The organism is Streptomyces sp. NPDC001219, from assembly GCF_053597915.1.
The window spans coordinates 70535-88925 of sequence record NZ_JBSFJF010000033.1 but is presented as its reverse complement, the minus strand read 5'-3'; the positions used below and the strand labels follow the sequence as shown (position 1 = coordinate 88925).

The following is an 18391-nucleotide window of genomic DNA, read 5'->3' as shown; positions in this document are numbered from 1 at the left end:
TCCGTCACGGTCTGGGCGCACCACATGTATGTGACGGGCGGCGTGCTGTTGCCGTTCTTCTCCTTCATGACGTTCCTGATCGCGGTGCCGACCGGGGTGAAGTTCTTCAACTGGATCGGCACGATGTGGAAGGGCTCACTGTCCTTCGAGACGCCGATGCTGTGGGCGATCGGCTTCCTGATCACCTTCGTCTTCGGTGGTCTGACCGGTGTCATCCTGGCCTCGCCGCCGATGGACTTCCACATCTCCGACTCGTACTTCGTGGTGGCGCACTTCCACTACGTCGTCTTCGGCACCGTCGTCTTCGCGATGTTCTCCGGTTTCCACTTCTGGTGGCCGAAGTTCACCGGCAGGATGCTGGACGAGCGGCTCGGCAAGATCACGTTCTGGACGCTGTTCATCGGCTTCCACGGCACCTTCCTCGTCCAGCACTGGCTCGGCGCGGAAGGCATGATGCGGCGTATCCCCGACTATCTCGCCGCCGACGGATTCACCACCCTGAACACCGTCTCCAGCATTTTCTCCTTCCTTCTCGGGCTCTCCCTCCTGCCGTTCCTCTACAACGTCTGGAAGACGTCGAAGTACGGCGAGAAGATCGAGGCCGACGACCCCTGGGGCTATGGCCGCTCGCTGGAGTGGGCGACGTCCTGCCCGCCGCCGCGGCACAACTTCCGCACCCTGCCGCGCATTCGCTCCGAATCCCCGGCATTCGACCTGCACCACCCGGAGATCGCCCACGGAATCGCGGCCCTGCCGGATACCGCGGAGACCGCCGCCCCGGGAATCGGAGCACGCACATGAGCGAGGGAACGCGGATGGGTCACGACATGCGGAACACCGGGGGAACGGTGACCGGCGGAGAATCGCGCAGGGCCGCGGAAATGCAGCTGGACCGGGCCGTCAACGAGATCGAGGGATTTCTCCTCCTGGAGGCGGAGAAGGACCGTGCGCGCACCCGCGCGAAAGCCTTCTGCGACGGCCTGCCCTGGCTCACCGACAGCCAGCGGCGGGAGGTCGAGCTGCGCTACTGCCAGGACCAGCGCGAGACCTCGCGGGCCTATCTGGAGCGCATCGCCCACCGCAGCGCCTCCTTGCGGACCGAATACCAAGGCGTCTACCGGGTGCTGCGCCGACGGCTGCTCACCGCCTTCCTCGCGGGCACGGTGGCCGTGGTGGTGCTGGCGGCCATGGCGGCCGCCGGCATGAGCGCACGCTGACCGGGTGACGCCCGCGCACCTGGCACGGCCGTCACCCGTGGCGCGGGCGCCGCTCAGCCGGTGACGGTGATCTGGGACGTGGGGGCGGTGGTGTCCCTGACCGTGTAGGTGGCGTTGAACGTCGAGGTGGTCGCACTGGTCGGGCAGCCGAACCCGCCCACCACCTTCACCGGGACCGACGCGTTGGTGAAGGCGAGGGTGGACGGCGCGCCGTTGGTCCAGCTGCCGTTCACCGTCGCCGCCGACGTGGGGGCCGCGGTCACCGTGCAGGACGCCAGCCCGCTGGTCTTGAGCACGAACCCGCCGGTCGGGATGGTCAGCCCGGCGGTCACCGGCGCCCCGTTCTGCATGGCCACGCCCCAGGTGCCGGTCGTGGTGACGGTCGCGCTGACGCCCGGCATGCTCGTCGTGCAGGAGCTGTAGGTCGCCGGGGTGGTCGAACTGCTCACCGCACCGGCCGGGTTGTGGTTGCCGGGCGCGGCCGGGACCTGCCCGCTGGACACCGAGGTCGTACAGGTGACGGTCACGACACCGGCCTTGAAGGTGGCCTTGCCGCTGAGCGTGGCGGTGAAGTTGTGCCCCGCGGGGCTCACCGTGGTGGACGCCGCGGCGGACGGCGTTCCGGCCGGCTGCGCCGTCGCCGGGCTCGTCATGGCGAGGGCCAGGCCGAGGGCCGCGACGGCCCCGGTTCCGGCGGTGCGCAGGACGCGCTGACGGGGCGTGCGGCGGGCGGGGCGCGTGGTCGTCGTCATCGTGGTCTCCTTCTGAGGGGTGAGGTGCCGGAGGAGCGGTGCGGCGGGCGTGCTGCGGGCAGCGGTCCGCCCCGTACGCGAGTGAGGTGTGGGGTGCCGCGTACGGGCGGACGGGGGACTGGGGACAGCGGGCAGGGACAGCGGTCGGCGGGCGGGGCGCGGGTGCCTAGGACTCGCAGGGTGCGGGCGTGCTGCCGCCCGGCGTGGCGGCGGCCCCGGGTTCCTCGGGGGCTTGGGGCACGGTCGGTTGCCAGGCAAAGATCATCGAGCCGCCGAGAATCCCGATGACGGTGCCGATCAGAAAGCCGCCGAGGTTGGACATCACCAGCGCGGCCGCCGCGCAGAGCACGGTGAGTACGCCGGCCAGGCCCCGGTAGTGCGGCGCGAACCACGCCGAGAGCCCCATCACGATCATCACCAGCCCCATCAGCACCGACGGGATACCGGCGATCCCCTGTTGCAGCATGATCTTCAGCGGCGCCAGAGGGAGGGCGCAGATCTCGGCGCCGGCGATGACGGTCGCCAGACCGCCCCAGAAGGGCCGTCCCCGCCGCCAGCGCCGCCAGGTCAGAAGCATTCCTTCTTTCCCTTGGAGATCTTCATGCTCAGCCCGGACAGCTTGAAGGTTCCCGCGTTGGTGGCCCAGGCGGTCTGCCGGAGCTTGCTGATGCTGACGTCATCGGCCTGCTGGGCGAAGAGGTCCTGCATGCCCTGGGCGCTGTCCGGCCCCTTGTCGAGCGTGGAGGCGTCCCGGCCGATCTCGATCTGGTGGAAGGACGCGTTGCCGGAGAGCTGGGTGGCGTCCACGAAGAGGTCGGTCGCCTCGACGGGCGTACTGCCCGTACCGGCGCTGAGGTTGAGCGAGATGTCGCCGACGACGGGCAGGTGGGTGACGACCGACTGGCACAGATGGTTCAGCTGGGCGGTCTTGATGGCGGTGACGGCGACCGGCAGGAGATCTCCCCTGGCGTTCGCGTCCACACTGCCGTACTGGGCGAAGCCGTCGCCCTTGAGGCTGTCGGCGGAGACCTTGAACTGCTGTCCCGAGACGGCGAACGAGGCCGCCAGCGCCCCGTTGGCCAGGGCGATGCCCAGAGCGGCGGTGCCGGCCAGCGCCGGGACGGACAGCACGGCGAACTTCCGCCAGCTGATGCGTCCCGTGACCGGTCTGCCGTATGCGTCCTTCATGGTGGTATGTCCCCTTCGAGGAGCGGTGGAGCGCGCTGTCGAAACATGTGGGGGGAATGCGTGGGCGCAGGGCCGCGCCGGGTGCGGACGAGGCGTGCGGAGCCGGGGGTGAGCGTATGGGGGGAGCGTGTGCGGCTCGGGCGCAGGCGGTGCGGGGCGGTGCGCACGGAGGGCGAACTGCCGGGTGTTACTCGCGAGTTGAATGTAAGTCTGCCCATGACAGCTGGCAAGGTTGACGGAGGAAATGCTTTCGGACATACCGCTGGTCCGGCTTTCCCCGGCACGGCTTCGCGTGTACCGGGAGGGCGGCCGGCGGGTACTACGGATGGGCGCCGGAGCCTCGCGGCCGCCCCTGGGCCCACACGCCGGCGGGACGCCCACCCGCCCGATCGGGGTGGACGTCCCGCCCGTGTGCCGGTCCGTGTCCGCCGCCGTGCTCCTGGAGCGCGGCGCCGCTGTCAGCCGTAGTGCACCTGGAGTTCCTTGACGCCGTTGAGCCAGGCCGAGCGGAGCCGGCGGGGCTCGCCCGCCAGGGAGATGTCCGGCATGGCGTCCGCGATGGCGCCGAAGATCAGGTTGATCTCCAGGACGGCGAGGGACTTGCCGAGGCAGAAGTGCGGGCCGCCGCCCCCGAAACCCAGATGCGGGTTGGGGTCCCGGGTGATGTCGAAGACCTCGGGACGGTCGAACACCTCGGGGTCGTTGTTGGCGGAGGAGTAGAAGATCCCCACCCGCTGGCCCTTCTTGATCTTCGCCCCTGCCAGCTCGGTGTCCTGGGTGGCGGTGCGCTGGAAGGAGACCACCGGGGTGGCCCACCGGACGATCTCCTCGGCCGCCGTCCGGGGGCGCTCGCGCTTGAACAGCTCCCACTGGTCGGGGTGGGTGAGGAAGGCGTGCATCCCGTGGGTGATCGCGTTCCGGGTGGTCTCGTTGCCGGCCACCGCCAGCAGCAGCACGAAGAAGCCGAACTCGTCGGAGCCGAGGTTCCCTTCGTGCTCCGCCGCCACCAGCTGGCTGACGATGTCCTTGGCCGGGCACTCCTTGCGCACCGCGGCGAGGTTCATCGCGTACGAGATCAGCTCCGTGGCCGCGTTGAGGCCGACCTCTTCGGTGATGGCCAGTTCGGGATCGTCGTACGCGACCATCTTGTTGGACCAGTCGAAGATGCGCGCCCGGTCGTCCTGGGGGATGCCGATGAGTTCCGCGATGGCCTGGAGGGGGAGTTCGCAGGCGACATCGGTGACGAAGTCCCCCGAGCCCTTCCGGCGCGCCCCGTCGACGATCTGTTCCGCCCGGTGGCGCAGCGCGTCCTCCAGGGCCCGGATCGAACGGGGGGTGAAGCCGCGCTGGACGATCTGCCGGACCCGCGTGTGCTCGGGCGGGTCCATGTTCAGCATGATGAGTTTCTGTACGTCGATTTGGTCACGGGTCATGGCCGCGTTGAAGCGGATAATCGAGGTGTTGAGGTGTGCCGAGAAGATCTCGGGCCTGGTGGACACCTCTTTGACGTCCTGGTGACGGGTGACGACCCAGTACCCGTCGTCGCCGAAGCCGGCGATGCCGTGCGGCTGGGCGTTCCACCACACGGGCGCGGTCCGCCGCAGCTGTGCGAACTCGGGGAGCGGAACGCGGGACTGGTAGACGTCGGGATCGGTGAAGTCGAACCCGTCGGGCAGCGCGGGACATGGCATCGGCGGCTCCTGGTCCATCCGAACGTCTGACGGTTCATCAGCTACGGGTCGCGGTGAAGGTAATGACGAGTCCTGTAAGTGGCAAGGGGCACGGCGACTCCGGTCAGTGGCAAGGGTTGCATGCCCCTTGCGCCTCAGAGGGTGCCTCATAAGACTGTGGCGTAGAAGTAGAACGCGTACTAGTTCTTCTTCCGTGGGTGCCGGGACATCCGCGGACGCGAGGAGAGGACGAGTCAGTCATGGCCGCGGAACCCGTCATCGTCGAAGCAGTACGCACCCCCATCGGCAAGCGCGGCGGCGCGCTCGCCAACCTCCATCCCGCCTACCTCCTGGGGGAGACCTACCGCGAACTCCTCGCCCGTACGGGCATCCAGCCCGACTGTGTCGAGCAGGTCGTCGGCGGCACTGTCACCCACGCGGGTGAACAGTCCATGAACCCGGCACGCAACGCCTGGCTGGCGATGGGCCTCCCGTACGAGACCGCCGCGACCACCGTCGACTGTCAGTGCGGGTCCTCCCAGCAGGCCAACCACCTGGTCGCCAACATGATCGCGGGCGGGGTCATCGACATCGGCATCGGCTGCGGCGTCGAGGCGATGTCCCGGGTGCCGCTCGGCAGCGGCTCCAAGCACGGTCCCGGCAAGCCCTGGCCCGACGAGTGGAACGTCGACCTGCCCAACCAGTTCGAGGCGGCCGAACGCATCGCCCGCAACCGGGGACTGACCCGGGAGAACGTCGACTCGCTCGGCCTGATCTCCCAGGAGCGGGCGGCCGCCGCGTGGGCCGAGGAGCGCTTCAAACGGGAGACCTTCGCCGTCCAGGTCCCCACCACGGAGGACGAACAGGCCGCGGGCCAGGGCATGTGGCGGCTGGTCGACCGCGACGAGGGCCTGCGCGACACCAGCATGGAGGCCCTGGGCGGCCTCAAGCCCGTGATGCCCACCGCCGTCCACACGGCGGGCAACTCCTCGCAGATATCCGACGGCGCCGCCGCGCTGATGTGGGCCTCCAAGCGGATGGCCCGCGCCCTCAAGCTCAGGCCACGGGCCCGCATCGTGGCCCAGGCGCTGGTCGGCGCCGATCCGCACTTCCATCTGGACGGCCCCATCGACGCCACCCGCGCGGTCCTCGGCAAGGCCGGTATGTCCCTCAAGGACATCGACCTCGTCGAGATCAACGAGGCCTTCGCCTCCGTCGTGCTGTCCTGGGCCCAGGTCTTCGAGCAGGACCTGGAGAAGGTGAACGTGAACGGCGGCGCCATCGCCCTCGGCCACCCGGTCGGCGCCACCGGCGCCCGGCTCCTCACCACCGCACTCCATGAACTCGAACGCCGGGACAAGGAGTTCGCCCTGATCACCATGTGCGCGGGCGGGGCACTGGCGACGGGGACGATCATCCAGCGGTTGTAGGGGCTCCGGTCCGCCTCCCTCCCCAACCTGAGGAAAACCGCAGCTGAGGTGGGTGGACATCCGCATTCCGCGCGGCTCGCGATCTCCGTACCGTCGAGCACATGACGACGAACAGAGCGCCGCGACAGCGCCCCTCCTCGTTCTCCTCTCCCTCTCCCTCGCCCTTGTCCGCTCCCGCTTCCGCCCTCCCTCGCCCGCGCACTGCCCCTCGCCCGCTGGCACGGCTCCGAGGGCGCCGGGCCCGTTCAGCCCGAGGCGGTCTCGCGCGGTGGGCCGGGGGTGAAGGAGGCGGGGACGTCGAAGGCCGCGCGGCGGGTGGCGCGGCGCAGGGCCCTGAGGACGGTGCCCCCGAGGACGAAGGTGAGCACCACGGTGACCAGGGCCCGGGGGAGGTCCCAACCGAGGGAGGTGGCGAGGCAGTAGGCGAGGTAGCGGGCGAGGTTCTGGTCGAGCGGATCGCCGGGGACGAAGGAGACCCCGGAGGCCAGGCCGCCGATGTAGGGCCAGCCCTGGAGGTTCATGACCAGGCCGTAGAGGACGGCGGACACGGCGCCGTAGGCGGCGAGCAGGGTGAGTTCACCGCGGCCGCGCAGCCGGTCCGGCCCTGGCAGCAGCCCGGCGCCCATCGAAACCCACCCCATCGTCAGCATCTGGAACGGCATCCAGGGACCGACACCACCGGTCAGCAGCGCCGACGCGAACATCGCCACGGAACCCAGGACGAACCCGAAACCGGGCCCGAGGACCCGCCCCGCCAGCACCATCAGGAAGAACATCGGCTCGATCCCCGCCGTCCCCGCGCCCAGCGGGCGCATCGCGGCCCCGGCCGCGGCCAGGACGCCGAGCATCGCGATGGCCTTGGCGTCCAGACCGGTGTCGGCGATGGTCGCCACGACAACGGCCAGCAGCATCGGCAGCAGCGCGGCGAACAGCCAGGGTGCGTCCTTGGAGTGGGCCAGCCCGGAGGCGGAATCGGCGAGCAGCGGCCAGCCGAACGCCATCACGCCGATCGCCGAGATCAGCGCCAGAGCGGCGACGGAGCGCGGCCCGAGCCGCACGGCACGGGCCTGGCGACCGGACTCGGGACGGCCGGGGTTGGGACGGCCGGGCTCGGGGCGGTCGGCGCCGGGCCGGCCGGAGCCGGTGACGGGCGCGGGGCCCTCCGGACGGGGTGCGGGCACGCTCATGCGAGGGCCTCCAGAGCGCGGGCCACCTGCGGAACCGTCAGCCAGGGGAGCGGGGCGAGGACCTTGGCGACCTGCGGCGCGAAGGACGGAGAGGAGACCACGACCTCGTCGGTGGGACCGTCGGCGACGATCTCGCCGTCGGCGAGGATGACGACACGGTGCGCCAGTTCGGCGGCGAGTTCCACGTCATGGGTGGCCAGGACGATGGCGTGGCCCTCGGCGGCCAGGGTGCGCAGCACCTCGATCAGACGGGCCTTGGCGGCGTAGTCCAGGCCGCGGGTGGGCTCGTCGAGGAGGAGCAGGGGCGGACGGGCGGTCAGCACGACCGCGAGGGCGAGCGCGAGCCGTTGGCCCTCGGACAGATCACGCGGGTGCACGGAGTCCGGGACATCCGGAAGCAGCCGGGCGACCAGCTCCCGGCAGCTGCCGGAGGGAGCGTCCGCGTCCTGGTCGGCGGCGGTGCACTCGGCGGCGACGGTGTCCGCGTAGAGGAGGTCACGAGGCTCCTGGGGGACCAGGCCGACATGCCGCAGCAGGTCCCGGGGTCGGGTGCGGTGCGGGACGGCGCCACCGACCCGCACGGTGCCGGACGACGGCTCATGCATACCGACGAGCGTGGTGAGCAGCGTGGACTTCCCCGCGCCGTTGCGCCCCATCAGCGCGAGCGTCTCACCGGCCCGCACGGTCAGATCCACCCCGTGCAGCACCTCGGCCCGCCCCCGCCGCACCCCGAGCCCCGAGACCTCCGCAGCGGCGTCCGACGCCGATGACGACACCGACACCGACGCACCGCCCGTACCGGTCCCCGGCGCCTGTGGCGGGACCCCCGTCAGCCGCTCGCGCAGGGGAGCCGCCTTGCGGCGGGCGTCGCGGACGGAGAGCGGGAGGGGAGACCAGTCGGCGAGGCGTCCGAGGGCCACGACCGGGGGGTGGACGGGCGAGACGGCCATGACGTCGGCGGGGGTGCCCATGACCGGGGGCGCGCCCGGCGAAGGAAGGAGGATGACCTGGTCGGCGTACTGGACCACGCGTTCCAGGCGGTGTTCGGCCAGCAGGACCGTGGTGCCGAGGTCATGGACCAGCCGCTGGAGGACGGAGAGCACCTCCTCGGCGGCGGCCGGATCGAGCGCGGAGGTCGGCTCGTCGAGGACCAGCACCTTGGGGTGGGTGGTCAGGACCGAACCGATGGCCACCCGCTGCGTCTGGCCGCCCGAGAGCGTGGTGATCGCCCGGTCCCGCAGCTCCGCCAGCCCCAGCAGGTCGAGGGTCTCCTCGACCCGGCGGCGCATCACCTCGGGGGCGAGGCCGAGCGACTCCATGCCGTAGGCGAGTTCGTCCTCGACGGTGTCGGTGACGAAGTGCGCCAGCGGGTCCTGGCCCACGGTGCCCACGACATCGGCCAGTTCGCGCGGCTTGTGGGTGCGGGTGTCACGGCCGTCGACGGTCACCCGGCCGTGCAGCGTGCCGCCGGTGAAGTGCGGGACGAGACCGCAGACGGCGCTCAGGACGGTGGACTTGCCGACGCCGGAGGGGCCGACCAGCAGACACAGTTCGCCCTCGGGAACGGTCAGGTCGACGCCTTGGACGGCGGGTGCCGCGGCATCGCCGTAGGTGACCGAGACCTGCTCGAACCGGATCACTGGACGGGCTCCTTCGTACACGGATCGACTTCGGGGGCACGGCGGCGGTCACGGGAGGCACGACGGGCGCCGTCACGGTCCGCGCCCGGCGGGAGCGGGGCGACGAACGCGGGCAGCAGCCCCACGAGAACGGACACGGCCGGCCAGAGCGGAAGGACGGGGGTGGTGAGCGGGACGGCGGGGGGATGCAGGGCGGCGGGCGCGTAGTCGTTCGCCCAGATCATCAAGGCGGCGACGGCCAGGCCGGAGCCCGCGACCAGCCAGGCGCGGGCGCCCCACCGCTCGGGCCGGTAGCGGCTGCGCACCGACCGGCGGCCACCGAGCCACAGCCCGGCGAGCGCCGCCGCCAGCCCGGCGAGCAGCAGCGGCAGCCCGTAGCCGCCCCCGGTGCCGCCCAACAGCCCGTAGGTTCCCGCGCAGACGCCGAGCAGCCCGCCGAGGGTGAGCACGGACGTGGTGTGGCGCACGGCGGGCGGCACCTGGGCGCTGCGGCCGTAGCCACGTGCGTCCATGGCCGCGGCCAGCGCCACCGAGCGCTCCAGCGCGCCCTCCAGCACCGGCAGTCCGACCTGGAGGAGCGCCGTGAACCCGCGGTCGGGACGCCCGCGCAGCCGGCGGGCGGCGCGCAGCCGCTGGACGTCGGCGACCAGGTTCGGGGCGAAGGTCATCGCGACGACGACCGCGACGCCCGCCTCGTAGAGCGCACCGGGCAGGGACTTCAGGAGCCGGGCGGGGTTGGCGAGCGCGTTGGCGGCGCCCAGACAGATGAGGAGGGCGGCCAGTTTCAGCCCGTCGTACAGGGCGAAGAGCATGCCCTCCGCGGTGACCCGGCCGCCGATCCGGACGCCCTTCGCCCAGTCCGGCAGGGGCACTTCGGGAAGGGTGACCAGGGTGTGGGTACCGGGGATCGGCGAGCCGAGGAAGAAGGCGAACACCAGCCGGATGACGATCACGACCAGCCCGAGCTTCACGAACGCGCCGTACGAGCGGGCCCATGGCGCCTCCGTACGGCGTGCCGCGACGACATACCCGGCCACGCCCACCAGCAGCCCCAGCAGCAGCGGGTTGGTGGTGCGGGACGCGGCGGTGGCCAGACCCAGCGCCCACAGCCACCAGGCGCCGGCGTGCAGCGCGATGGTACGGGTCGCCCGCGGGGCGCTCATCGGCGTCGGCGGCGTGCCTGCCACACCGCTGCCGCACCCAGGGCGGCCACGGCCGCGCCCCCGCCGAGCAGCCCGGCGGACGGCCCGCCGTCACCGCTCCCGCCGTCTCCGCCGTCCCGGTCCGCCGCTCCGGCCGACGGCGCGGCCGAGCCCCCGGAGCCCTTCGACCCGCTCACCGACTCCGCGCACCCCGCCTTCGGATAGCCGGCGATGGCGCACAGCAGGGCGTTGGCGTCATAGCGCAGCGGCCGGGCGACCGCCGCCAGCGCCTCGCCCGCCGAGGCGTCCTCCGGGACCTGCGCACACTCCGTCCTGGCCTTCGGCGGCCGCTCGCCGCCGGGCGCCTCCGCCGCGGTGCCGAAGTCCAGGACGATGCCGATCCGCTTGTGGCCGTCCTTGGCCGGGGTGTCGCGGCAGATCGCCTCGAAACGGGCGGCCGCGCGCGGCTTTCCGGCCCCCGCGGAGTCGGCGCCGACGGTGAAGCGGAAGCCCGCGACCGCGCCGTCGGCCGGCCGCAGCGTGGCCGGCCCCTGGGTGGCGTACGCCCAGGAGCCGCCCTTGCCGTCCCAGAACGACCAGTAGCGGTACTCCTGCGCCTGCGCGGGCCCGGCGGCCAGGCCGGTGACCGTACCGGCCAGCAGCACCGCGCCGGCGATCCTGGTGCCCCGCATCAGAGCTGGTTCTTCTTCCGGCCGCTCAGCAGGAACCCGATGCCGGCACCGATGGCGAGACCGACACCGATGACCCACCAGATACCGGAGCCGCCGCCCGAGGAGTCGCCGTCCTTGTCGTCCTTCGCCGCTGCGGCGGCCGGCTTGGGGCCGGTGGCGTTGAGCGCGGCCACCAGGTCGGTGCCGCCGAAGGACCGCGGGTCGGTACCGGTGGCATGCGCGGCCAGCACCAGCTGCGCGTACGCGGCGGGCCCGCTCTGCTTCGCCCAGTCCGCCGCGTTCTTCTCCAGCCACTTCAGCGGCTTCGCGGCGGCGGCACCATGGCCACCGGCGGCCAGTGCCACCACGGCGTCGGCGGTGTTGCCGACGTCGGGCTGCTTCTCGGCGCCCGGCATCGCGGACAGCAGATGCTGCCCGTTCTTGTCGAGCTGCGCGACGAGATAGGCGGCGCCGCCCTCAGCGGCCTGCCCCAGGTCGCCCTTGCCCGCCTTGTCCGTCTTCTCGCCCCCGCCGTCCTTGCAGTCCAGCGGCTTGACCGGGCGGTCCGCACGGTCGTCGGCGGGCGCGACGACGAAGCCCTTGCCGAGCGCTCCGGTCGCGGCGGCCGCGGTGGCGTCGGCGTTCGGGGCGGCGCCCTTGAGCTGGAAGGTGAACGCGCCGCGCTCGCCCTCCTTCGCGTCGCAGCCCAGCTGGAAGGTGAGCAGCCCGTCGTCAGGGGTCTTGGCACCCTTCTTCGACGTCACGGACCCCGGCTTCTCGCCCGCCGCCGCGAGCGCGCCGATGACCACGGACGTGGAGTTGGCGTCGCTGGCCGAGCCGGGCACCGAGCTCCAGCCGCCGTCGTCGTTCTGCACCGACTTCAGCCAGCCCACGGCCTTCCGCACGGTGTCGCTCTGCCCGCCGAGCGCGGCCAGCGCCTGCACCGCGGCGGCCGTCTGGTTGGTGTCCCGCAGGGTCTTGGCGTCACAGGCCTTGCCGGGGTCGGCACGGAAGGCGCTGAACGAGCCGTCGGCGCACTGCTGCCCGACCAGCCAGCGCACGGCGGACCCCGCGGGCCGCAGCCCCACCGTGTCCTGCGCCAGCAGCGCCAGCGACTGCCGCCAGACCCCGTCGTACTGCGGGTCCTTGCTGCCGTGCAGGCCGTCCGGCAGCTTCTTCGGGGAAGTGGACGGGGCGGCGTCGGCGTACGCGGCGGGGGCAGCGGCCGCGCCCAGCACCACCGCGGCGGCCAGCGCCGTGGCGGTGCGGCGCGCCAGGAGGGCGACGGGGTGCGTCAGGGGGGCCTGGTGAGCCATGGAAGCCATGGAAGCCATGGGGGCCATCGGGTCGGTGCCTCTCGGGTCGGGTCGCGGCGGTCTACGCAGCCACGCTCGGCCGGCCGCCCGCGCACCGACCCCCTGGGGATCACGGGCGCGGTGGCACCGGGCTCAGCTCCGTATACCTCGACGGTGCCGCGCACCGGGCCGTCCCAGTGGCGGACGTTTCCGGTGGCGGGAGCCTTGGTCGTGCCCCCTCGGGTGCTCCGGCTCGTACGGCCGTCCCTGCCGGTCCAGCCGGCGCGGTACGGACGGGCCGTCCTCACGGTTGCGGGTCAGCGCCGGATTTCCACCGGCTTCCCCCGATCGGGTACGGATGAAGTTGTCCCGCACACCTTAACCGGCACCCGCCGGGCACTCGCTCGCACGTACGAGCCACGTCTGAGGGCGCGAGCCGGGGGCGGCCGCCCCCGAACGCCAACCCGAAGGCCCCACCGAACGCCGGGCCGATCCGCCCGCCCTCACACCGCCCGGTACCGCACCGGTTCGCTCCCCGGCACCGGCTCCGCGTGCCCCAGCTTCACCAGCCGGCGCAGATGGGCCTCGGCCTCCGAGACGGCGATGTTGCGGGACCCGTAAGGGATCTGCTCCCAGGGCCGGTTCCACTCCATGGCCACGGCGAGTTCCCAGACGGTGCGCGGTTCCCGGAGCAGGGCCCGCAGCCGGTCCAGCCGCTCCTGGTGGTGGGCGATCAGCGCGCGCACCCGGCCACCGGCGTCGGTGAAGGCGTGCTGGTGGGCGGGCAGCACCTCGGCGGGGCCGAGCCGGCCGACGCGTTCGAGGGAGTCGAGGTAGTCGCCGAGCGGGTCGGCGCCCTCCGCCCCGTGCGGGCCGGGCGGAACCCCTTCGCTGTCCGGGGCCTCGTACAGGCCGATGTGCGGCGTGATGCCGGGCAGCAGGTGGTCGCCGGAGAACAGCCGGCCGAAGCCGGGGGCCCGTGCCGAGGGGTGTGCCTCCTCCAGGTGGAGGCACACATGGCCGGGGGTGTGGCCGGGCGTCCAGATGGCGCGCACCCGGCGGCCCGGCAGGTCGAGCAGTTCGCCGGGGTCGATACCGCGGTCCGGCAGCGCGGCCCGCCGGCCGGGGAGCCTCCGGCCGCCCCCGGTGGCACGCGCCTTCCGCAGGGGCGCCAGATGCTCGTCCGGCGCGCCCGCCGTCGTGAGCTTGGCGAGCAGGTAGTCGAGCCACTGGGCCGGTTCGGCCTCGCGGGTGCGGCGGACCACCGCGGTGTCGGCGGCGTGCATCGCGATCCAGGCGCCGGAGGCCTCCCGGACCTTCGCGGACAGCCCGTGGTGGTCGGGGTGATGGTGGGTGATCAGGACGCCGTGCAGGTCGGTGAGGGCGAACCCGCAGGCGGTGACACCGGCGACGAGGGTGTCCCAGGAGTCCGGATCGTCCCAGCCGGTGTCGATGAGCACCGGGCCGCGGTCGGTCTCCAGGAGGTGGACGAGGGTGTGGCCGAGCGGGTTGTCCGGGATGGGGACGGCGATGCTCCACACCCCGCCCTTGTGGTCGGTCACCTGCGCGGTCATCCCGGTCCCCTTTCGGTGCGGCATACACCCGGTACCCGGCCTCACTATAACTAGAACTGGTTTCAGGGTGGCTTGAAGTTCCCCGTGCACCCAGGGGAGTTGGGATTCGCGCGGCCCCGTGGACTCCTCCAACTAGAACTGGTATCAGTTCCTGATGTGGTGCGGCGGGCTGCGCCGCATCCGTACCGAAGCACCGTCAGCAAGCGCGTTCCGAGGCACAGCAGCAACCACAGGGAACCGGCAGGGCTCGCCGGACGGGCGGCCCACTCGCAGGAGGCGGCAGCGATGAGCGACCTCGTCGAGCACGGCAAGCTCTACATAGGCGGTGAATGGGCCGATCCGGCCGGCCGGGACACGATCGAGGTCGTCTCACCCCACACCGAACAGGTCATCGGCCGGGTCCCGCACGCCGCACGGGCCGATGTCGACCGTGCGGTGACCGCGGCCCGTACGTCCTTCGCGTCCGGGGTGTGGGCGAACGCCCCGCTGGCGGACCGGATCGCGGTGGTGACCCGGATCAAGGACGCCTTCGCGGCCCGCAGCGAGGAGATCGCCAAGGTCATCAGCGCCGAGAACGGCACCCCGTTCACCTCCGGCGTCATGGTGCAGTCGCTGGCCGCGATGCTGGTGTGGGACGCGGCGCTCACGGTGGCCCGCGACTTCCCGTTCGAGGAGCGGCGGAGCGGCGTGCTGGGGCCGCTGCTGGTGCGCCGGGAGCCGGTCGGGGTGGTCGCGGCCGTGGTGCCGTGGAACGTCCCGCAGTTCACCGCCGCGGCCAAGCTCGCGCCGGCGCTGCTGGCCGGCTGCTCGGTGGTGCTGAAGGTGTCACCGGAGACCCCGCTGGACGCCTACCTGCTCGCGGAGATCGCGACCGAGGCCGGGCTGCCGCCGGGCGTGCTGTCGATCCTGCCGGCGGACCGCGAGGTGAGCGAGTACCTGGTCGGGCACCCGGGCGTGGACAAGGTGTCGTTCACCGGCTCGGTGGCGGCCGGCAAGCGGGTCATGGAGGTCGCCGCCCGCAACCTCAGCCGGGTGACGCTGGAACTCGGCGGCAAGTCGGCCGCGGTGATCCTGCCGGACGCGGACCTGGACGCGGCGGTGGCCGGCATCGTGCCGTTCGCCTGGATGATCAACGGCCAGGCCTGTGTGGCCCAGACACGGATTCTCGCCCCGCGCAGCCACTACGACGAGATCGCCGAGCGCTTCACCGCGGCGGCCTCGGCGCTCACCGTCGGTGACCCGCTCGATCCGGCCACCGAGGTCGGCCCGCTGGTCGCCCGCCGCCAGCAGCAGCGCTCGCTGGACTACATCGCGCTCGGGCAGCGCGAGGGCGCCAAGGTGCTCACGGGCGGCGGCCGTCCCGAGGGGCAGCCCACGGGCTGGTACGTCGAGCCGACCCTGTTCGGCGAGGTCGCCAACTCCATGCGGATCGCCCGGGAGGAGATCTTCGGCCCGGTCATCTGTCTGCTGCCGTACGACGACGAGGCGGAGGCGGTACGGATCGCCAACGACTCCGACTACGGGCTCTCCGGCTCGGTGTGGACGGCCGACGTCGACCACGGCGTCGAGATCGCCCGGCAGGTGCGCACCGGTACGTACTCGGTGAACACCTTCAGCATCGACATGCTCGGCCCGTTCGGCGGCTACAAGAACTCCGGCATCGGCCGGGAGTTCGGGCCCGAGGGCTTCGGCGAATACCTGGAGCACAAGATGATCCACCTGCCGGCGGGCGCCTGATGGGGGACCGCTGGGAGGTGGTGGTGGACCGGAGTGTCTGCATCGGGTCGGGGATGTGCGCCGCCACGGCCCCGGACGGCTTCCGGCTGGACACGGCCCGGCAGTCGCACCCGGTGGCGCCGGAGACGGACGCCGCCGAGAACGTCCTGGCGGCCGCCGAGGGGTGCCCCGTGGAGGCGATCACCCTCACCGTGGCCGACAGCGGCGAGGCGGTGTTCCCGCCGGAGGAATGAGCGGCGGCACCGCCAAGCGGGGGAGGGCGGCCGGGGTGCGGGGCGGGAGCCCCGGGGGTGGGGCCCGGAGCCGGGGCCTTAGGGGGCGGGGAGTGGTGTCCCGTAGGGGGTCGACGGCCCCCTTGCGGGCCAACTACCCGCGGCAGCGGCGGAGTTAACGCACGACGGCGAAGCCATCGCCGGCGCGGCAAGGCAAAGGGGGGGCGCCCGGCGTCGGCATCCACCCCACGCCCGCCGGCGCCCGCCCCCACTCCCGCTAGGGCGCCGTCTCACCTCTCCCGCTACAGCGGCCCCTTCAGCTCTCCCGGTCGGGTGAGGTGAGGTCGATCAGTCGGCAGACGGTCTCGATGTCTATCTTCACCTGGGCGATCGAGGCCCGGCCGGACAGCCAGGTGATCAGAGCCGAGTGCCAGGTGTGCTCGATGACCCGGACCGCGGAGAGCTGTTCGGGGGTGGCCGAGATGGAGGGGTGCGCCAGCTCCTGCGAAGGGTGGTGGTGGGTGACGGGCGGGGTCATCGCGTCGAGGATGATCGCGGTGGTCAGCCGGGAGACGGTGTCCACCTCGGGGCTGACGGAGCGGTCCGCGAAGGTCAACGCGCGCACCATCGCGTCCGCCAGATGCGGTTCGCGCTGCAGCGCGCGGAAGGCCCGCATCAGGGTCTGGGCGACCCGTGCGCCCGGGTCCTGCTCCGACGGCGGGCGTTTGCGCAGCGTTTCGTGCATGTGCTGGAGCTGGTCCTGCATGGTGGCGACCAGCAGGTGCACCTTGGAGGGGAAGTAGCGGTAGAGGGTGCCGAGCGCGACGCCCGAGGACTCGGCGACCTCGCGCATCTGCACGGCGTCGAAGCCACCACGGGACGCCAGCTTTGCGCTGGTGTGCAGGATGCGGCGGCGCCGGGCCTCCTGACGCTCGGTCAGGGGAGGACTCGCGGGAAGGGTCGGTCTGGCCGCCTTGGATTCCGTAGTCATATTTCCCATTCCGTGGCATTCCGTCCGCGATGCGGCGAGTGCCGGTGGTGTGCTCGGCACAGCATGGCAGGGGGGCGGGTGGTGGCGCGAATCACCTGGTGCGGCTCTTTTCGCCTCGTTCTCGGCCGGTAGATTCGAAGCTCGGTGAACTGATCAGTAGCCAATCAGTTCTGAAACTTGTTCTAGATTACCGCCAGCGGTTACGCTCCGGCGAAAGTCCAGTGAGAAGGGGGCCGAGCGTGACCGCAGAGGCCGTCCAGGCAGCCGCGCCTCGCCCCGCAGAGGCCTCCCCGGCCTCCGCCCCGTCGAACGGCGAGCGTCCCCTGCGGATCGCGATGCTCACGTATAAGGGGAACCCGTTCTGCGGCGGACAGGGCGTCTACGTACGCCACCTCTCGCGCGAACTGGCCCGCCTCGGGCACTCCGTCGAGGTCATCGGCGCCCAGCCCTACCCCGTCGTCGACGACGGGGTGACCCTCACCGAGCTGCCCAGCCTGGACCTCTACCGTCAGCCGGACCCGTTCCGCACGCCGAAGCGCGGCGAGTACCGCGACTGGATCGACGCCCTGGAGGTCGGCACGATGTGGACCGGCGGCTTCCCCGAGCCGCTGACCTTCTCGCTGCGGGCCCGGCGCCATCTCGCCGCCCGCCGCGGCCAGTTCGACGTGGTCCACGACAACCAGACCCTCGGCTACGGCCTGCTCGGCGGCCCCGGCGCCCTCGGTGCCCCGCTGGTCACCACCATCCACCACCCCATCACCGTCGACCGGCGGCTCGACCTGGCGGCCGCCGACAACTGGCGGCGCCGGGCCTCCGTCCGCCGCTGGTACGGCTTCACCCGGATGCAGAAGCGGGTGGCCCGCCGGCTGCCGTCCGTGCTGACCGTCTCCGGCTCCTCCCGCCAGGAGATCGTCGACGACCTCGGGGTGTCCGCCGACCGCATCCACGTGGTGCACATCGGCGCCGACACCGACCTGTTCTCGCCAGATGCCGCGGTGCCCGAGGTGCCGGGCCGGATCGTCACCACCTCCAGCGCGGACGTCCCCCTCAAGGGGCTGATCCACCTCGTCGAGGCGCTCGCCAAGGTGCGCACCGAGCACCCCGACGCGCATCTGGTGGTCGTCGGCAAGCGTGCCGACGACGGGCCGGTCGCCGCCGCCATCGAACGGCTCGGACTGTCCGGCGCCGTCGAGTTCGTCAAGGGCATCAGCGACCCCGAACTCGTCGACCTGGTGCGCAGCGCCCAGATCGCCTGTGTCCCCTCCCTGTACGAGGGGTTCTCGCTGCCCGCCGCCGAGGCGATGGCCACCGGCACGCCGCTGCTGGCCACCACCGGCGGCGCCATCCCCGAGGTCGCAGGACCGGACGGCGAGACCTGTCTCGCGGTGCCCCCGGGGGACGCCGGTGCGCTGGCGGGCGGGCTGCTCCGCCTCCTGGGCGACGAGGAGCTGCGCCGCCGCCTCGGCGCGGCCGGCCGGGAACGGGTGCTGGCCCGCTTCACCTGGCGTCAGGCCGCCCTCGGCACCGCCGAGCGCTACCGCGAGGCCCTCGCCCTCCAGAAGAACGGCCGGCCCGGCGCCCTCTCCCCGACCGCGTCCGGAGGGGGCACCGGCAACTCGGCCGCGCCGAGCCCCGCCGGACACGTCTAGGGGCCCGCCCGGCCCGTACCTCCTTCCGCAGCCCCC

Annotated in this window: 17 protein-coding genes and 1 riboswitch; of the genes, 6 read left to right on the top strand and 11 right to left on the bottom strand. The window is 72.4% G+C overall.

Features of this window, described 5'->3' with window-relative positions:
* The coding region (locus tag ACWC9R_RS21730) for a cytochrome c oxidase subunit I (RefSeq protein WP_450733750.1) at nucleotides 1–801 on the top strand (801 nt) is incomplete at its 5' end.
* On the top strand, nucleotides 798–1217 hold the full coding sequence (locus tag ACWC9R_RS21725) for a hypothetical protein (protein WP_450733749.1): 420 nt from the start codon (nucleotides 798–800) through the stop codon (nucleotides 1215–1217). The genes ACWC9R_RS21730 and ACWC9R_RS21725, both read left to right, overlap by 4 nt.
* Nucleotides 1218–1270: 53 nt before the next feature.
* Here the strand turns inward: ACWC9R_RS21725 and ACWC9R_RS21720 are convergent, their stop codons facing one another.
* The 4 genes from ACWC9R_RS21720 to ACWC9R_RS21705 all read right to left on the bottom strand — a co-directional run bounded on the left by ACWC9R_RS21720 (nucleotide 1271) and on the right by ACWC9R_RS21705 (nucleotide 4848).
* Nucleotides 1271–1969 carry a hypothetical protein gene (locus tag ACWC9R_RS21720; RefSeq protein ID WP_450733747.1) on the bottom strand — a complete coding sequence of 233 codons (699 nt, stop codon included), beginning with the start codon at nucleotides 1967–1969 and terminating at the stop codon, nucleotides 1271–1273.
* Nucleotides 1970–2135: 166 nt separating this feature from the next.
* Nucleotides 2136–2546 carry a DUF6114 domain-containing protein gene (locus ACWC9R_RS21715; RefSeq protein WP_450733745.1) on the bottom strand — a complete coding sequence of 137 codons (411 nt, stop codon included), beginning with the start codon at nucleotides 2544–2546 and terminating at the stop codon, nucleotides 2136–2138.
* A complete protein-coding gene (locus ACWC9R_RS21710) occupies nucleotides 2537–3157 on the bottom strand; it encodes a DUF6230 family protein (RefSeq protein WP_450733743.1) in 621 nt (206 codons plus the stop codon). The genes ACWC9R_RS21715 and ACWC9R_RS21710 overlap by 10 nt, the downstream gene beginning before the upstream one ends.
* A 458-nt stretch (nucleotides 3158–3615) precedes the next feature.
* On the bottom strand, nucleotides 3616–4848 hold the full coding sequence (locus tag ACWC9R_RS21705) for a cytochrome P450 (protein WP_450733741.1): 1233 nt from the start codon (nucleotides 4846–4848) through the stop codon (nucleotides 3616–3618).
* A 239-nt stretch (nucleotides 4849–5087) separates the two neighbouring features.
* Between ACWC9R_RS21705 and ACWC9R_RS21700 the strand changes: the two genes are divergently transcribed.
* A complete protein-coding gene (locus ACWC9R_RS21700) occupies nucleotides 5088–6257 on the top strand; it encodes a steroid 3-ketoacyl-CoA thiolase (protein ID WP_450733739.1) in 1170 nt (389 codons plus the stop codon).
* Between the two features lie 245 nt (nucleotides 6258–6502).
* Here the strand turns inward: ACWC9R_RS21700 and ACWC9R_RS21695 are convergent, their stop codons facing one another.
* The 6 genes from ACWC9R_RS21695 to ACWC9R_RS21670 form a co-directional block, all read right to left on the bottom strand.
* Nucleotides 6503–7444 (bottom strand): ECF transporter S component, encoded by a 942-nt coding sequence (locus ACWC9R_RS21695; protein WP_450733738.1) that lies wholly within the window; start codon nucleotides 7442–7444, stop codon nucleotides 6503–6505.
* Complete coding sequence (locus ACWC9R_RS21690; RefSeq protein WP_450733736.1) at nucleotides 7441–9084, bottom strand: ABC transporter ATP-binding protein; 1644 nt, start codon at nucleotides 9082–9084, stop codon at nucleotides 7441–7443. Before ACWC9R_RS21690 ends, ACWC9R_RS21695 begins: the two co-directional genes overlap by 4 nt.
* Nucleotides 9081–10247: a CbiQ family ECF transporter T component gene (locus tag ACWC9R_RS21685; protein ID WP_450733757.1), complete on the bottom strand. Its 1167-nt coding sequence runs from the start codon at nucleotides 10245–10247 to the stop codon at nucleotides 9081–9083. Before ACWC9R_RS21685 ends, ACWC9R_RS21690 begins: the two co-directional genes overlap by 4 nt.
* Nucleotides 10244–10918: an SCO2322 family protein gene (locus ACWC9R_RS21680; RefSeq protein ID WP_450733734.1), complete on the bottom strand. Its 675-nt coding sequence runs from the start codon at nucleotides 10916–10918 to the stop codon at nucleotides 10244–10246. Before ACWC9R_RS21680 ends, ACWC9R_RS21685 begins: the two co-directional genes overlap by 4 nt.
* On the bottom strand, nucleotides 10918–12231 hold the full coding sequence (locus ACWC9R_RS21675) for a prenyltransferase/squalene oxidase repeat-containing protein (RefSeq protein ID WP_450733733.1): 1314 nt from the start codon (nucleotides 12229–12231) through the stop codon (nucleotides 10918–10920). The genes ACWC9R_RS21680 and ACWC9R_RS21675 overlap by 1 nt, the downstream gene beginning before the upstream one ends.
* A gap of 235 nt (nucleotides 12232–12466) precedes the next feature.
* Nucleotides 12467–12588: riboswitch (cobalamin riboswitch) on the bottom strand.
* A gap of 107 nt (nucleotides 12589–12695) precedes the next feature.
* Nucleotides 12696–13766 carry an MBL fold metallo-hydrolase gene (locus ACWC9R_RS21670; protein ID WP_450733732.1) on the bottom strand — a complete coding sequence of 357 codons (1071 nt, stop codon included), beginning with the start codon at nucleotides 13764–13766 and terminating at the stop codon, nucleotides 12696–12698.
* A 285-nt stretch (nucleotides 13767–14051) separates the two neighbouring features.
* Here ACWC9R_RS21670 and ACWC9R_RS21665 point away from each other — a divergent pair, with 285 nt between their 5' ends.
* Together ACWC9R_RS21665 and ACWC9R_RS21660 are read left to right on the top strand one after the other, a co-directional pair.
* Entirely contained in the window at nucleotides 14052–15503 is a 1452-nt protein-coding gene (locus tag ACWC9R_RS21665; RefSeq protein WP_450733731.1) for an aldehyde dehydrogenase, read from the top strand.
* Nucleotides 15503–15736 carry a ferredoxin gene (locus ACWC9R_RS21660; protein WP_450733729.1) on the top strand — a complete coding sequence of 78 codons (234 nt, stop codon included), beginning with the start codon at nucleotides 15503–15505 and terminating at the stop codon, nucleotides 15734–15736. Before ACWC9R_RS21665 ends, ACWC9R_RS21660 begins: the two co-directional genes overlap by 1 nt.
* Nucleotides 15737–16031: 295 nt before the next feature.
* Here the strand turns inward: ACWC9R_RS21660 and ACWC9R_RS21655 are convergent, their stop codons facing one another.
* Nucleotides 16032–16706, bottom strand: coding sequence for a TetR family transcriptional regulator (locus tag ACWC9R_RS21655; RefSeq protein WP_450733728.1), 675 nt, complete (start codon nucleotides 16704–16706; stop codon nucleotides 16032–16034).
* A gap of 239 nt (nucleotides 16707–16945) precedes the next feature.
* On the opposite strand from ACWC9R_RS21655, the gene ACWC9R_RS21650 reads away from it, so the two are divergent.
* Nucleotides 16946–18355, top strand: coding sequence for a glycosyltransferase family 4 protein (locus ACWC9R_RS21650; RefSeq protein ID WP_450733726.1), 1410 nt, complete (start codon nucleotides 16946–16948; stop codon nucleotides 18353–18355).
* Nucleotides 18356–18391 lie beyond the last annotated feature (36 nt).